This window comes from Aeromonas sp. TECH754 (genome assembly GCF_056279295.1).
The window spans coordinates 420890-435457 of the sequence record NZ_JBWBRA010000001.1; the positions used below are offsets into that span (position 1 = coordinate 420890).

The 14568-nt window shown below is 59.3% G+C and carries 15 protein-coding genes and 1 riboswitch; of the genes, 9 read left to right on the forward strand and 6 right to left on the reverse strand.

Annotated elements, in window-relative coordinates:
• Window positions 1-197: 197 nt before the first annotated feature.
• Window positions 198-884 carry an aquaporin Z gene (gene aqpZ, locus ACZ9IL_RS01890; protein ID WP_476001969.1) on the forward strand — a complete coding sequence of 229 codons (687 nt, stop codon included), beginning with the start codon at window positions 198-200 and terminating at the stop codon, window positions 882-884.
• A gap of 259 nt (window positions 885-1143) precedes the next feature.
• Here the strand turns inward: aqpZ and ACZ9IL_RS01895 are convergent, their stop codons facing one another.
• A complete protein-coding gene (locus ACZ9IL_RS01895; protein ID WP_476005291.1) occupies window positions 1144-1893 on the reverse strand; it encodes a lytic transglycosylase domain-containing protein in 750 nt (249 codons plus the stop codon).
• A 571-nt stretch (window positions 1894-2464) separates the two neighbouring features.
• Between ACZ9IL_RS01895 and ACZ9IL_RS01900 the strand changes: the two genes are divergently transcribed.
• A complete protein-coding gene (locus ACZ9IL_RS01900) occupies window positions 2465-2905 on the forward strand; it encodes a GNAT family N-acetyltransferase (protein ID WP_476001970.1) in 441 nt (146 codons plus the stop codon).
• A gap of 1 nt (window position 2906) precedes the next feature.
• Here the strand turns inward: ACZ9IL_RS01900 and ACZ9IL_RS01905 are convergent, their stop codons facing one another.
• Complete coding sequence (locus ACZ9IL_RS01905) at window positions 2907-3449, reverse strand: YceB family lipoprotein (RefSeq protein WP_476001971.1); 543 nt, start codon at window positions 3447-3449, stop codon at window positions 2907-2909.
• 96 nt (window positions 3450-3545) lie between these two features.
• Here ACZ9IL_RS01905 and cls point away from each other — a divergent pair, with 96 nt between their 5' ends.
• Entirely contained in the window at window positions 3546-5027 is a 1482-nt protein-coding gene (gene cls / locus ACZ9IL_RS01910) for a cardiolipin synthase (RefSeq protein WP_476001972.1), read from the forward strand.
• A 109-nt stretch (window positions 5028-5136) separates the two neighbouring features.
• On the forward strand, window positions 5137-6414 hold the full coding sequence (locus tag ACZ9IL_RS01915; protein ID WP_476001973.1) for a DUF945 family protein: 1278 nt from the start codon (window positions 5137-5139) through the stop codon (window positions 6412-6414).
• 75 nt (window positions 6415-6489) lie between these two features.
• Here the strand turns inward: ACZ9IL_RS01915 and purU are convergent, their stop codons facing one another.
• Window positions 6490-7326 carry a formyltetrahydrofolate deformylase gene (gene purU, locus ACZ9IL_RS01920; protein ID WP_476001974.1) on the reverse strand — a complete coding sequence of 279 codons (837 nt, stop codon included), beginning with the start codon at window positions 7324-7326 and terminating at the stop codon, window positions 6490-6492.
• A gap of 248 nt (window positions 7327-7574) precedes the next feature.
• Window positions 7575-7721: riboswitch (FMN riboswitch) on the forward strand.
• A gap of 104 nt (window positions 7722-7825) precedes the next feature.
• On the opposite strand from purU, the gene ribB reads away from it, so the two are divergent.
• Both ribB and ACZ9IL_RS01930 read left to right on the forward strand, forming a co-directional pair.
• Window positions 7826-8479: a 3,4-dihydroxy-2-butanone-4-phosphate synthase gene (gene ribB / locus ACZ9IL_RS01925; protein ID WP_476001975.1), complete on the forward strand. Its 654-nt coding sequence runs from the start codon at window positions 7826-7828 to the stop codon at window positions 8477-8479.
• Between the two features lie 223 nt (window positions 8480-8702).
• A complete protein-coding gene (locus ACZ9IL_RS01930; protein WP_010634682.1) occupies window positions 8703-8945 on the forward strand; it encodes an Lpp/OprI family alanine-zipper lipoprotein in 243 nt (80 codons plus the stop codon).
• Window positions 8946-9082: 137 nt separating this feature from the next.
• Here ACZ9IL_RS01930 and ACZ9IL_RS01935 read toward each other — a convergent pair whose 3' ends face one another.
• Both ACZ9IL_RS01935 and ACZ9IL_RS01940 read right to left on the reverse strand, forming a co-directional pair.
• Window positions 9083-9931 (reverse strand): tetratricopeptide repeat protein, encoded by an 849-nt coding sequence (locus ACZ9IL_RS01935; protein ID WP_476001976.1) that lies wholly within the window; start codon window positions 9929-9931, stop codon window positions 9083-9085.
• On the reverse strand, window positions 9928-10650 hold the full coding sequence (locus ACZ9IL_RS01940; protein WP_476001977.1) for a 4'-phosphopantetheinyl transferase family protein: 723 nt from the start codon (window positions 10648-10650) through the stop codon (window positions 9928-9930). Before ACZ9IL_RS01940 ends, ACZ9IL_RS01935 begins: the two co-directional genes overlap by 4 nt.
• Window positions 10651-10925: 275 nt before the next feature.
• On the opposite strand from ACZ9IL_RS01940, the gene ACZ9IL_RS01945 reads away from it, so the two are divergent.
• The 3 genes from ACZ9IL_RS01945 (at window position 10926) to ACZ9IL_RS01955 (ending at window position 13479) form a co-directional block, all read left to right on the forward strand.
• The gene (locus tag ACZ9IL_RS01945) at window positions 10926-11414 is read left to right on the forward strand and encodes a C40 family peptidase (RefSeq protein ID WP_476001978.1); all 489 of its coding nucleotides are present in this window, start codon (window positions 10926-10928) and stop codon (window positions 11412-11414) included.
• Window positions 11415-11564: 150 nt separating this feature from the next.
• Window positions 11565-12506 (forward strand): 23S rRNA (adenine(1618)-N(6))-methyltransferase RlmF, encoded by a 942-nt coding sequence (gene rlmF, locus ACZ9IL_RS01950; RefSeq protein WP_476001979.1) that lies wholly within the window; start codon window positions 11565-11567, stop codon window positions 12504-12506.
• A 250-nt stretch (window positions 12507-12756) separates the two neighbouring features.
• Window positions 12757-13479 carry a MaoC family dehydratase gene (locus ACZ9IL_RS01955; protein ID WP_476001980.1) on the forward strand — a complete coding sequence of 241 codons (723 nt, stop codon included), beginning with the start codon at window positions 12757-12759 and terminating at the stop codon, window positions 13477-13479.
• An 81-nt stretch (window positions 13480-13560) separates the two neighbouring features.
• Here the strand turns inward: ACZ9IL_RS01955 and ACZ9IL_RS01960 are convergent, their stop codons facing one another.
• Window positions 13561-14556, reverse strand: coding sequence for a DUF481 domain-containing protein (locus ACZ9IL_RS01960; protein WP_476001981.1), 996 nt, complete (start codon window positions 14554-14556; stop codon window positions 13561-13563).
• Window positions 14557-14568: the final 12 nt, after the last annotated feature.

Sequence of the window (14568 nt, forward strand, 5' to 3'; positions counted from 1 at the left end):
GGGCTCTTTCGAGAGAGAGCCGTCGCTGACGACAATCCCCTCAATGAATCAATAAGTTGTGATGCACGTCACACTCATTGTGCAAAATATGTCGGCTTCGCCTTCCTCTACCACACTCCCATAATGTGGCGCCTGTTTAATTACAGTGTCCGTATGAGCCTTTGCTCATGTTCTATTCACCATTGGGAGAATTGAGAGTGAAACCTTTTGCAGCTGAGTTTATGGGCACCTTCTGGCTGGTGCTGGGGGGCTGTGGCAGTGCCGTGCTGGCCGCCGCGTTCCCGAATGTGGGAATTGGTCTGCTGGGCGTGGCCCTGGCGTTTGGTCTGACCGTGTTGACCATGGCTTATGCCATCGGCCACATCTCGGGCTGTCACCTGAACCCGGCCGTGACCGTCGGTCTGTGGGCCGGTGGTCGCTTCCCGGCGTCCAACGTGCTGCCCTACATAGTGGCCCAGGTGCTGGGCGGGATCGCGGCAGGCGCTGTGCTCTATGTGATCGCCAGCGGCCAGACCGGGTTCGATGTGAGTGCCGGCTTTGCCTCCAATGGCTATGGCGAGCACTCACCAGGCGGTTACAGCTTGCTGGCGGCGTTGGTGTGTGAAGTGGTGATGACTGGCTTCTTCCTGTTCGTCATCATGGGGGCCACCGACAGCCGTGCTCCGGCCGGTTTTGCCCCCATCGCCATCGGCCTGTGCCTGACGCTTATCCACCTCATCAGCATTCCGGTGACCAACACCTCGGTCAACCCGGCGCGCAGTACCGGTGTGGCGCTGTTTGTCGGCGACTGGGCTCTCGGCCAGCTGTGGCTGTTCTGGGTTGCGCCCGTCGTCGGTGCCATTCTGGGTGCGTTGGCCTATCGTGTGATCGCAACGAAAGAGTGATTTTTCACGACACAAAGTGTGGTATCGACACGCCGTTTGGCGTGTTTTCTTTTATGGGCCTTCGGGAAATTGGAATTAGGAATAGCTCCAGGCCACATCAGGCAGCAGATGCCACCATCAGGCGCTGAACGATAAGACGTGGGGAGGGAGAATCACAGGTCCCGCGCTCAGCATCTCCTTGTAGCGTTGGTGCAGCAGATGCACTCGCGCTACATAAGCGCGGGTCTCGGCATAGGGCGGGATGCCGCCGTGCTTTGTTTTACAGACCCCGTGCGCTCAGCATCTCCTTGTAGCGCTGGTGCAGCAGATGCACTCGCGCCACGTAGGCACGGGTCTCGGCATAGGGCGGGATGCCGCCGTGCTTTTGCACCGCACCGGCTCCCGCGTTGTAGGCGGCCGTGGCCAGGGCGACGTTGCCGTCATACTGCTTGAGCAGACCCGCCAGATATTTCACCCCGCCAAAGATATTCTGCTCCGCCATCAGGGCATCGCCGACCCCGAGCTCGCGAGCGGTAGCCGGCATCAGCTGAGTCAGCCCCATGGCTCCCTTGCGGGAGATGGCGCGCGGGTTGAAGGCGGATTCGGCGTGGATCAGCGCCCGGATGAGGGCGGGTTCGACACTATAGGCCTTGGCGGCCGCCTTGATGGTGCTGGCATAGTCGTAGAGGAAGAGGCCGGTGGTGCGCCAGTTGACCCTGGAGTCGGGGTCGCAGGCGTAGCAGTCGTTGAACAGCAGCAGCTCGTAGTGGCCCTGTTCCGGCATCATGTCGGAGTAGCGCGTCACGCCGTTCTTCTGCACCGACTTGTAGACCTGGATCTGGCGGGTGGTCGGGGCCTTGGCCAGCTCGGGGGCGGGGGTAGACACGGCGGTGGGCTCTGGCTTAGCCGTCACCACGGGCTTCGCCGTGATGGTGGGGGGCGTCTCTGTCGTCAGGATCACCACCTCGGCCGGTGATGGCATCTGACCCCAGGCGGACAGGGAAAACAGTGGGATGACTCCCAGCAACATCCATGCTTTCAACGGCTTGCTCCTTAAGCCTCGTTAGCCACGTTGAGTAAAGCATTCGGGGCGAGGCAGAACAAGCCCGCCGGAGTCCGAGCCGCAAGAAAAGCCGAAACGGACGAGGGCACTCGCAGGCGGCGATCATCCATCGGGCGGCCTGGTTCACTCCGTGGCCAGCAGTCGATTGTTCCATCCATGGCTGCACGGCAGGCGGTCATGCTTGGCTTCCTCGCTTTGGGTCCAGGCGTCAACCTAAGTGACGGACCAGGTTCGCCATGAGAGCCTCTGGCCATCGTCGAGAGTGCTAATAAAAAATCCCATGATAGTTTTATTGTTTAAATCAATGCGTTGTGAGCATATCTATGGCATTGATCCACCATCTGTGCAGGACAATTCTGAACCCGGCTGATGGCGAGGCGGGATGGGGCTGTCGTCTGGCTATTGGCTTCTTTGTAAGTTAAAGGCATGTTATCTTGCGGTTGCTCCATTCTGGTCTGATCTGTCGATGGAGTCGAATGAAGGGTCAAAAGAGGCCTCTGTGGCCAGGGATGCAATGGGTACTACAGGCAGGCAGGCGATGGAGCTCAGATTCGAAGAGTACTGTGACGCGGATCTTTCGCTCATCAGGGACTATTACGAGACGACATTTTCCCACTATGTGCCGGACTTGTCCGAGCGGATCTTCGTGGTGCGCGACGCCCACTGGCTGGTGGGCGCCGTGCGCCTGCGCGACGAGCAGGACTACTACCACCTGTGCGGTTTCCGGCTGCTGCCCCATTACCAGTCACTGGGACTGGGGTCACGCTTGTTGCAGCGCGCCTGCAGCGATCTGCTGGACAAGCCGGTGATCTGCCACGCCTTGCCATTCGAGAAACCCTTTTACCTCAAGGCGGGCTTTGCCCACCTCTCTTTGAATGAGCTGGATGGGCCTCTTTATGCCCACTATCACCAGCAGCGCGAACAGGGTTACCAGATAGAGCTGCTGGTGCGTCAAGCCACGTCCACGATTTACAACTGATTCACTGGGGCTTGGTCAGCAGGTGGATCTTGCCCGGCGACAGCTCCAGCCCCAGCAGATTGTCCTTGAGCCAGGCCTGATTCGGATCCTTGGCGTCGAGTTTGTAGACGGGCTGGGTTTCCAGCCGCTTCTCCATGCTCTGCAGCAGCATCCTCAGCATGAAACCAAACTTCTGTTCCGCCGCCGCCGGCTCCAGCTTGTAGTCAATCAGCTTCATATTGTCGAGAAACAGGGCGCTCTGGGCCTTGTCGTAGCGCGGCCTGGCCTCGTAGGTCATGTTCAGCAGCGCGTCGTACTCGGTCTGATCCGGCAGGGCTATCTTCAGCTTGCCCTTGCCAAATACCCTGGCGGTATCCGGGCTCTGGCGGCCGATCTGGACATCGCTCTGTTCGAGCTGGATATGGGCCTTGATGATGCCGGGCAATTCCAGCTGTTTATCCACTTGTACCTGAGATTGCAGGTACTGATTTATCTGTTGCTCATTGATGTCATATGAGCCTTGACCTAGCATGGCCAGACTCAGCAGCATAGATTGCAAGATCATGCTAACGACCTGATAGAATGGGTGTGTTTTACAGCATACCATTCTGGCTCTGTGGGGTCTGCCCACGCAATTTCTCCATCACACCAAGGAGTCGTCTTGCTCGACGGTCTGGAATACGACATTCAGTTGCTGTTTTCCCGCTTTCTCGGCTGGTTGCTGCTCTTCTTCCACACCGTGATAGTGGCGGGGGTGTCGCTGCGGGTGGTGATGAAGCGGCGTCCCATCGGGGTGTCGCTGGCCTGGCTGGCCCTCATCTATGCCATCCCCTTCGCCGGGGTCGGTTTCTATGTGTTGTTTGGCGAAATCAGGCTGGGCCGCAAGCGGGCCGAGCGGGCCCAGGCCATGTACCGGCCTTACGCCATCTGGATCCGTCAGTTGGCTCGCCTCTTTCCCCAGCACTGCTGCGAGGTGGGCAGCAAGGCGCGGCCGCTGCACGATCTCATTCAGGGACGACTGGCCATGCCCATGCTGTCCGGCAACCGGATGACCTTGCTGCACAAGCCGGATGCCATCTTGCAGGAGATAGTGCGTGACATCCGCCACTCTTCCCAATCCTGCTATCTGGAGTTCTACATCTGGCACCCTGGCGGGCACGCGGATGCGGTGGGCGAGGCCCTGATCGAGGTGGCGGCGCGCGGCGTGGATTGTCGTGTGCTGCTCGATTCTATCGGCAGCAAGGCCTTTTTCCGCTCGACCTGGCCCAAACGGCTGCGCAAGGCCGGGGTCAAGCTGGTGGAAGTGCTGCCGGTCGGTGCCTGGCGTATCCCGTTCCAGCGCCAGGACTTGCGCATGCATCGCAAGCTGGTGGTGATCGATGACAGGGTCGGCTACACCGGCTCCATGAACATGGTGGATCCCCGCTTCTTCAAACAGGATGCGGGGGTTGGCCAGTGGGTCGACATCATGATCCGGGTACAGGGGCCCGTGGTGCCGCTGATGTGGTCCACCTTCGTCTCGGACTGGGAGATGGAGACTGGCGAGCGGCTGCTCGACAGCCTGCAGCACGAGCCCGAAGCCTGGCCCCAGACCAACTATCGGGCCCAGCTCATTCCCTCCGGTCCTTTCGTCGGCGGCGACTGCATCCAGCAGAGTCTGCTGCTGGCCATCTATCAGGCGCGCCACCACCTGGTGCTGACCACGCCCTATTTCGTGCCGGACGATCCGCTGGCGGCGGCGCTCTCCTCGGCGGCGGCTCGCGGCGTGCTGGTGCAACTGGTGCTGCCGGCGCGCAACGACTCCCTGATGGCCAACCACGCCTGCAACTCCTTCATGGAGGAGTTGCTCGAGGCCGGGGTCGAGATCTATCGCTACGATGCCGGCTTGCTGCACACCAAGAGCGTGCTGGTGGATGACGACTTTGCCCTGGTGGGCACGGTTAACCTCGACCGGCGCAGTCTCTGGCTCAACTTCGAGGTGACCCTGCTCATCGACAATCCGGTGTTTGTCGCCGAGATGAACCAGCTGGTGCAGGGTTACATGCTGGAGGCGACTCCCATGTCGCTCGCCCAGTGGCGGGCCCGCCCCTGGTACAAGAAGCTGCTGGAGAACATCTTCTACCTGTTCAGCCCCTTGCTATAAAAACGCAGCAGTGACCGCAGATAATGGATTCTGAGCCGGGAAGGTACTTGCCTGTGTCCCCATCTGCCCCGTAGAGTGCGCCCATGCGCCTTTTGAGAGTGAGATCACGATGAAAAAGAAAGTGGCCCTGGTGGTCGGTGCGGTATTGGTGGCGGGCGGATTGGCAGCCTGCTGGTATACCGGCAATACCTTCGACCGGCTCCTCGAGGAGGAGATCGCCAAGGTGAAACAGGGCAGTGGCGTCGAGATCACCTGGACCCCGAGCAGCGAGAACCTGTTTACCCGTGACGGTGTGCTCAAGGTGGTGGTGACGCCGCAGGCGCTGGCCAGTCTGGATCCCCAGCTGGCGGGGAGCGAGCCCATCGAGATGCAACTCGACGGCAGCAACCGCATCCTGCCGTTCTATATCAAGAGTCAGCTGCTGCTCGACACCGCCGAGGGGACGCTGGCCCCGGTCTTCACCGCCCTTGGTATGCAGCAGTGGCAGCTTGGTCTTGAATCGGCCAGCAGCCTCCTGACCCAGAGCCAGAGCGCCCGCTTCTGGCTGAGCGACTTCAAGGTCAAGGAGGGGATGAACGAGATAAGCTTCCTGCCGCTGAACGGCAGCTACAGCGGCGATCTGGATGGCAACGGTCATATGACGTTCCAGTGGCAAGGGCTCAGCTTGCACGATGCCCAGAGCAAGATGGACATGGTGCTGGCGGATCTCAAGGGCAGCGCCGATCTGGCCGAGATCAGCGGCGTCTGGCTCTCGCCCCGCAGCGATGCGACCCTGTCTGCCTTCTCCCTGACGCTGCCGGAGAGTGCCAAGCTTGCTTTGCAGGGGCTGACTACCTCCACTCAGCTGGCGGGTGACGATGCCCAGACTCTCTCCAGCCGTTATCAGATGAAGGTCGAGACCCTCAATCTGGAGAACGAAGGGGACAAGCTGGCGCTGACCCAGGGCAATCTGGACTTGTCGTTGAAGGGGCTGGATCTGGAAGGGTATCAGACCCTGCAGGAGGCCAGTGGCCAGCGGGTGGACGAGGCGGCCATCCAGCAGGCGCTGGACAAGATGCTGCAACGGGGCGCCACGCTGGAGCTGACCGATCTCAGTGCCCAGCTCAACGGCGAACCCGTCAGCGTGAAAGGGGAGGCCAAGCTGGCACCGACCTCGCTGGAGCAACTGATGGGGACAGAGGAGGGGAGCGAGAGCATGCACGCGCTGTCCGGGCTGCTCCATGCCAGCCTCGGCGACGAGCTGGGCAAGGCCGTTCCGCAATTGGCGCCCATGCTGGCGCAGTTCACCGAACAGGGTTATCTGAAGGCGGATCAGGAGCAGTTGCACGCCGAGCTCAAACTCGAGAAGGGTGTGGCAACCATCAATGGCCTGGCGCTGCACGAGTGATGTCAGGTCCATCAGGCACATAAAAAAGGCTCCCTCTGGAGCCTTTTTGTTGGTGCTGTCGTTGCTGGCGCGTCCTTACTTGAACACCACCGTCTTGTTGCCATAGACGAACACGCGCTCGTTGAGTATCAGTTCCAGAGCTCGGCTCAGCACGGACTTCTCCACATCCCGCCCGGCCTTGGCCATGTCGTCGGCGCTGAAGGTGTGGCCGACGTGGATCACGTCCTGCTCTATGATGGGGCCTTCATCCAGATCGTCGGTGACGAAGTGCGCGGTGGCACCGATAAGCTTGACCCCGCGATCGAACGCCTGACGATAGGGACGGGCACCGATGAAGGCGGGCAGGAAGGAGTGGTGGATGTTGATGAGCTTGCGCGGATAGGCCTCCACGAAGCTGGGGGTCAGCACGCGCATGTACTTGGCTAGGATCACGTAGTCGGGCGCGTAGCCATCGATGAGGGCACGCACCTGCTCTTCGTGCTCGGTCCGGCTCAAGTTCTCATGGCTCACGCCGTGGAAGGGAATATCAAACTTGCCGGTCAGCTCGGCCAGGGTGTCGTAGTTGCCGATCACCGCCACTATGTCCATGTCCAGTGCGCCGGCGTAGTTCTTCATCAGGATGTCGCCGAGACAGTGGGTCTCCTTGGTCACCAGGATGACGATCCGCTTCTTGCCCGCCTTGACCAGTCGGCGCTGGGCGCCTGCCGGCAGGGCATCGTCAAGATCCGCCAGCAGGGTCTCGTCATTGAAACGTCCCTCCAGCTCGGTGCGCATGAAGAAACGGCCGTTCTCGTGGTCGACGAACTCGTCATTCTTGTTGATGTTGAGCTGATGCTTGTAGCAGATGTTGGTGATCTTGGCGATGAGGCCCTTGGCGTCGGGGCAATCCGTCAGCAGTATTTTCTTTTCCATCTCTGTCATGATTCCGTTTGTGGTGTTGGCGCCTGAGTCTGCGCAGGTCGCGTTTTTCTTCTGGCCTGTGGTCAGGCGCGTTATTTTTCGGGCACTTTTCTCGGCAATATGCCACAAACAAAATCAGAAAGAACAGCGCGCCGTGCGCCCTTGCGGTCAGCAGCCTCCGATGGAGGCTTGCTGAACCCGGTCTGTCGCCGATGGGTTTTGGGCTGGTATCCCGCGCTTTTTTTCTTTACGCTGTCTGCGCTTATTCTCAGGGCGGGGTGAAATTCCCCACCGGCGGTATCCCGATTTGACTCGGGGAGCCCGCGAGCGCCCGACCTTGGTCGGGGTCAGCAGATCCGGTGAGATGCCGGAGCCGACGGTCATAGTCCGGATGAAAGAGGATAAGACAGAGTTTGCCGGTCAGGCCCCTTGGGACTGGCTGCCGCATGCCTACTTCTGTCTGCCTTTCCATGCCCTGATTCTGGTCCTTGTCTTACTTAGGAGTCTTACCATGAATCAGTCTCTACTCAGTGAATTTGGTGATCCCATTACTCGCGTCGAAACCGCGCTGGCCGCATTGCGTGCCGGTCGTGGCGTCTTGGTGGCCGACGATGAAGATCGCGAGAACGAAGGCGACCTCATCTTCGCCGCCCAAAGCATGACCAACGAACAGATGGCCATGATGATCCGCGAGTGCTCCGGTATCGTCTGCCTCTGCCTGACCGATGAGCGGGTGCGCCAGCTGGAATTGCCCATGATGGTGGAGGCGAACTCCAGCCATTATCAGACCGCGTTCACAGTGACCATAGAAGCGGCGCAAGGGGTGACCACGGGTGTCTCCGCCGCCGATCGCATCACCACCATCCGGGCCGCCATTGCCGACGGTGCCCAACCATCGGATCTGCACCGTCCCGGCCATGTCTTCCCGCTGCGTGCCCGTACCGGCGGTGTGCTGACCCGACGTGGTCATACCGAAGCCACGGTCGATCTGATGCAGTTGGCCGGTTTGAAACCCTTTGGGGTGCTGTGCGAGCTGACCAAGCAAGATGGCTCCATGGCCCGCTTGCCCGATCTGGTGGAATTTGGTCGCCAGCATCAGATGCCGGTGCTGACCATCGAAGATCTGGTGCAATACCGTCAATTGTTGGCAGAACGTTCAGCCTGAGCTTCATACGAAATTGAAATAAGTACATTTTTTGGTTACGCTTTGCACGAACCTCATCCAGGGCACTCGTTTTTGACTTAAGTTTGCACAAAAAGTGTACGTTTAAAAAAAAATGAGGGTTTTAATGCGTTTATCTGCGATGGGGCCTATCCAAACTCGGATTTATTTGTGCCATAATCACGCCGCTTGCTAAACGTCTGGCGAGTTAAAGGGAGCTTTAAAAATGAAAAAAATGTTGTTGGTAGGTGTTGTTGGTCTGTCCGCTCTGCTGGGCGGTTGTGCAAACACCAGCGAACTGGAAACTTCCGTTCAGAATCTGTCTAACAAAGTTGACCAACTGGCTCAAGATGTTAGCGCTGTTCGTGCTGATCAATCCAAGATCGCTGCTGATGTTGCAGAAGCCAAGCAAGAAGCTATGCGTGCTAACCAGCGCATCGACAACATGGCTACTTCCTACAAGAAGTAATCCATGCGAAAAAATGGCGCATTCATGCGCCATTTTTTTTTGCCTGAAATTCGTCAAATCCTGCGTTTTATCTTCTCTCGCCTGAACAAGGCAATGCCGATAGCTCGGCATCACCCAGATTTTTTATTCTCTCTCGATCAATACAGCAGGCTGTAGAGCTTGCGACGGTAACTCTGCGCCACCGGACTGGTACCCATGGTCGTCAGGATATCGAGATAGATCTTCTTGGCATCGCCAAACGCCATATCACGCTTGAGAATGCTGAACAGCAGTGCCAAGGCTTCTTCCTGTCGGCCGACCTGGCTATAGAGCACCGCCAGCTCCTGGCCAAGGGCATCATCACCCGGGTTCGCCGCATGGCGAGTCTCCAGGGCGCGCAGTTCCGGGCTATCGCTCGCCTGTTGCGCCAGCGCCAGGCGAGCGCTCAGCGCCTGATAGTGATCATCTTGCGCCACCATGGGGATGGTCGCGAGCAGGGTCTGCGCTTCTTCCAGCAGATTCAGGTCCAGTGCGGCCTGCGCCAGCCACAGGCTGATGTCGTGGCGCTCCGGTGCCAGCTGATGCGCCTTGGTGAGATGGGCGTGGGCGAGATCGGCCTGCTCTTCTGCCAGCGTCTGTTTGGCCTGCTCGAGCAACAGCTCTTCTTCCTTGGGGGCGAAGGCGGCGAAATACTGGCGCAGGGTGGCCTCATCCTGTGGCCCTTCCAGGATCGCCTGCTCGTCCGGCCGGCCCTGATGGAACAGCACCAGCGCAGGCAGAGCGCGCAGACCCAGCTGGCTCGCCAACGGCTGCAACTGGGGATCATTCATGTCGACCCTGGCGAGGGTGACCTGGGCATTGGCCGGGCCGACCAGGGCCTCTACCAGCGGGGTCATGCCCTGGCATTCTGGCATCTGGGGTGCGTGGAAATAGATGACGACCGGCTTCTTCATGGACGCATCGATCAGTTCGGCGTGGAAATTCTGGGGATTGATGTCGACGATCATGAGGCTGACTCTCGGAAAATGGTGTGGGTTAACATGGGGCCTAGGGGAGTGGATTTCAAGCGCTCGTCCAGCAGGTAGCCATTGACGTCAAGGGTCGGGGCCGCGAGGCTCAGCCAGCCGCTGCCCAGTCGCCAGTCCTGCACCTGATAGAACTGGGTGTCGAGCCGGTTATCCAGTCGCCAACCCTCCTCTGGAAGGAAACACACCTTGTCGAGCCCGGCGGCAATGCCGTTGCCCTGGGCTTTCAACACCGCCTCCTTGCGCGACCAGAGGCGATAAAATGCCGATTCCTGTCCTGCTGGTGGCAATGCTGCCAGCCATTCGTATTCACTTTGTGCATAAAAGCGCTGTGCCAAGGGCAGTATCTGCCGGCGGCGCAGGCCCATCTCTATGTCGACACCGAGCGGCCCTTGCTGGCAGAGGGCGAGAACCAGCCAGTCCCCGCTGTGACTGAGATTGAACTGCCAGCGGTGGCTGCGCAGGGCAGGCTTGCCGTGATCGTTGGTGCAAAATTGCAGGGCATCGGTCGGGCAGCCGAGTCGCTCGGCCAGCAGGCGGCGCAGCAGCACCCGGCCGAGCAGATATTCCCGCTGGCGATCTGGCTGCCGGATCTCATGCCAATGACGGTGTTCCTCCGAGGAGAGCTCGCCAGGCAGCGATATCAGCTGCTCGGCATCGATCTGAGCTGGTTTTAACAAATAGAGATCCGCAGAGAGCATAATTTTTCACTTAAAAAAGAGGGTGAAGCAGCGATAAGAATCAGTTTTGGCTGGCCCCGGTGGTCAGTTTCGGGATTGTATATTGTTTGGACATGATCACATTAATTATGAAAAATAATGCATTTCCTTGCAAAAATGTGATGTCGATAGGGATTTTCACTTGCCTCGATAGAATTCTTGGATATAGTCGAGTGCTGTTGCCTTATAAATTGCCCTTCCGGGCCGTATTTTAACAAGTTTTACTATTTTGCGGGGATAAAGGATTGCGCCACCTGATGCTATTGCTGGTCGCGCTCGGAATGGTGGGTTGTGCCTCGGCACCCCAGCCCGAGGTTGCGAGCAAGATCGAAGTTTCCATGATGGAACCCGTGGTGGAACCGGAAGCTTCGCAGACACCCGATGTGAACGAAATCCTGACCGTATATAAAGAGTGGCGTGGTGTTCCCTATCGGATGGGAGGCAGCAGTCAGCGTGGTATCGATTGCTCCGCCTTCGCCCGTGAAGTGTTCCGCAATGCAGTCGGCATCGAGTTGCCCCGCGATACCCGCTCCCAGGTTCATGAGGGCACTCGCGTTGCCAAGCGGGATCTGGTGGAAGGGGACCTGGTCTTCTTCAAGATCAGCAAGCGCCTGAATCATGTGGGTATCTATGTGGGCAACGGTGAATTCATCCATGCCTCCACCCGAGCCGGGGTGACGCGCTCCAAGTTGGACAGCTCCTACTGGCGCGGCAAGTTCTGGCAGGCACGCCGGATCGACATCTGAGTCAGGCTGGACAAACGGCTCGCAGTACGGACTGTTTCTCCAACCTCACTTGAACCGGGCTCTGATGGCCCGGTTTTTTATGGCCGCCATTTAGACTTTCCGCCATCAAATCTCTATAGTGTGGCCCCCTTGACCCTCGGCAGGCCCAGCATGAAAACCCAGCACAAATCCGGATTGCACCCGCGCAATCGCCATCAAGCTCCCTACGATTTCGACGTGCTCTGCCAGCGAACGCCCGAGTTGTTGCCTTTCGTGTTCGTCAACGAGCACGGCACCCGCACCCTGGATTTTGCCGATCCGGCCGCCGTCAAGGCGCTCAACCGGGCCTTGCTGGCGCTGCACTATGGCATCAAGCATTGGGATCTGCCGCCGGGCTATCTCTGCCCGCCCATTCCGGGTCGGGTGGATTACTTGCACAGAGTGGCGGATCTGCTGGCCGAGAGCGCAGGTGAGCTGCCCACTGGCAAGGGGGTGCGGGTGCTGGACATCGGCGTTGGGGCGAACTGCATCTATCCCTTGCTGGGGGCCCGCGAGTATGGCTGGCGCTTCGTGGGATCGGACATCGATCCCGTTTCGGTCAAGGCCGCCACCCTGCTGGCGAACAGCAATGGGCTGGCGAGCCAGATTGCCTGCCGTCATCAGACCGATCCCAAGCAGATCTTTCGCGGCATTGTTGGTCCCAAGGAGCGCTTTGCCCTGACGCTCTGCAATCCGCCGTTTCACGCCTCTCTGGCAGAGGCGAGCAAGGGGACTGAGCGCAAGCTGCGCAATCTCGGGAAAGCCGTGACAGGGGCGCCCGTGCTCAACTTCGGCGGTCAGAAGGCCGAGCTCTGGTGCGAGGGAGGAGAGGCGGCATTCCTGGCGGCCATGATCGGCCAGAGCAAGGAGTTTGCGAGCCAATGTCTCTGGTTCAGCTCCCTGGTGTCGAAGAAGGAGAACCTGCCGGCCGCCAGGAAGGCGCTGGCTCAGGTGGGGGCGAGCGAGACCCGGGTGATCGACATGGCGCAGGGCAACAAGGTAAGCCGGATCCTGGCCTGGAGTTTCCTTGATGAACCGAGTCGGGCCGCCTGGTGGTCTGCCCGGGTCGAGTGAGCGAAAACGGGGTGTTGAAGAACAAACATCCTCGGCAGCGCCCTTTTCGCCCCCATCGTTTCTGGTGACGTTGTCGCCACGTTAATCGTTTTTACCGCACATTCAGGCCTGGTTTCCCCCGCATGTTAGTAGTCACTCTCACCTCTGGTACAGTTGTACGCCGAGATTTTTTTGCACTTACTGGTGAAACTTTCATAAAATAGGACTGGTTAGACCTCTTTACAGGCATGAATCGAATAGGGATCGGTAAATGAAAGTTGTCGATTTTCTGAAGCACAAGCGCGAGATACTGGCGCAGCACCCCTTTGAGCTCAAGGATTGGCTCTCTCCGGCGATCCGCGACTACTGGCGTGAGTTTCAGCAAAAAGCACACCTTCACCCACTGCTGGGTCGGGTGCTCGACCTGCAGGCCGATCAGCAACTGCTGCGACGGCAGGGGGCGGCTCAGGCCCAGGCGGTCAACAGCCAGCCGGCCATGGCCGAGGAGAACCCGGTCGAGCTGAGTGGCGAGGCTGCCAGCCTCTATGCCGAGCTGCAAGCCCGCATAGGGGAAGAGACTCATATCGGCGAGTGGCTACAAGTCAGTCAGTCGCTGATCGACCAGTTCGCATCCGTTACCGGGGATCATCAGTGGATCCACACCGATCCTGAGCGTGCAGCGGCCGAATCACCGTTCAAGACCACCATTGCCCACGGTTTCCTGACCCTGGCCCTGCTGCCCCAGCTGACCGGCTCGGTGGATGAGGCGACCCCTGAGTTTCCCAGCGCTCGCATGGTGGTGAACTTCGGTCTGGAGCAGGTGCGTTTTCCGTACCCCATCAAGGTGGACAGCAACATTCGCTCGCGCACCAGGCTGGCGCGGGTAACTCCCATCAAGGGCGGGCTCGAGCTGCTCAAAGAGATCAAGATAGAGATTGAGGGCATCCGTCGCCCCGGTTGCGTCATCGGCTCGCTCACCCGAGTCTACTTCTGACCGCCATCCTCGCTTGAGCTGGATAAACGCAGGCCCACTTAGGTGGGCCTGCGTCGTTTCTGACGTTTGTTGCTGAAGAGGCTAGAAGCTGGCCCCCAGGGTGATGGTGTGGCGCCACTCCTTCTCATCCAGGCTCTCTTTGAGGCCGCCATGTTCGAGCCAGGTATCGTCCCAGCTCAGCTCGCTAGACCAGGAGAGGCGCAGGTGATCGTTGAAGTAATACCTGAGCCCCAGGCTGCCGTTGACGGACTGGTTTCTGGTCAGGTAGGGGGAGGGTTGGTCGATGAACTTCTCGTAGCTGCCCTTGCTGAACAGCTCGAACCGCTGCTGCCAGACGGAGACAGGCTGACGGTAGTCCCATCCCAGGCTGAGGTAGGGGTAGTTGATGATGCGTTCGTCGAACCAATCCGAGCCGCTCCAGACGTCAGGGGTGAAGTAGGAGCGCTGCAGACCCAGTTGGCTGATCAGCTCCAGCCGCCGCTGCTTGTCGTTCCAGAAGCGATAACCTGGCCCCGAGGCATAGCTCAGCTCCAGATAGTTGCTCTCTATCAGGTCGTAGTCGGCATCGATGGAGGAGCGCAGGAACCAGTTCTGATTGAAGAAGAAGTCCAGCTTGGGGCTGAGCTTGTACTCGTGACTGTCGGTGATGCTGTTCGATGTCTCGTAGATGTACTCCCCATCCAGGGTGTACCGCCAGTCCAGGTTGGCCAGCTCGGTGGAACCCTTGAGGTTGACGTTGTTGGTCTTCTTGTCGCTCTCCTTCAACTTGATGTTGAGATCCCCTGTCCCGCTCCAGAGCCAGGCGTTGAGCTCGTCCGGGGAGTCCAGCAGGGCGATGCCCGTCTTGGTCAGCGGCTTGGGTTGCTCCTGCTTGTCCAGGCGCCAGCGCTTGATCGCATCACGCCTGATGGTCAGGGTCTGGCTATAAGCCGGGGTGATGCTGATCTGCTCGTCCGTGATCTCCTCTATGGTGCCGGTCAGGCGATCGCCGTTTTGCATCCACAGGATGTCAGCCCGCACCAGCGGGCTGGCGAGCAGGACGAACAGGCACCAGGGCACGCATCGCAACGCGGGCATAGCCGACCCCAT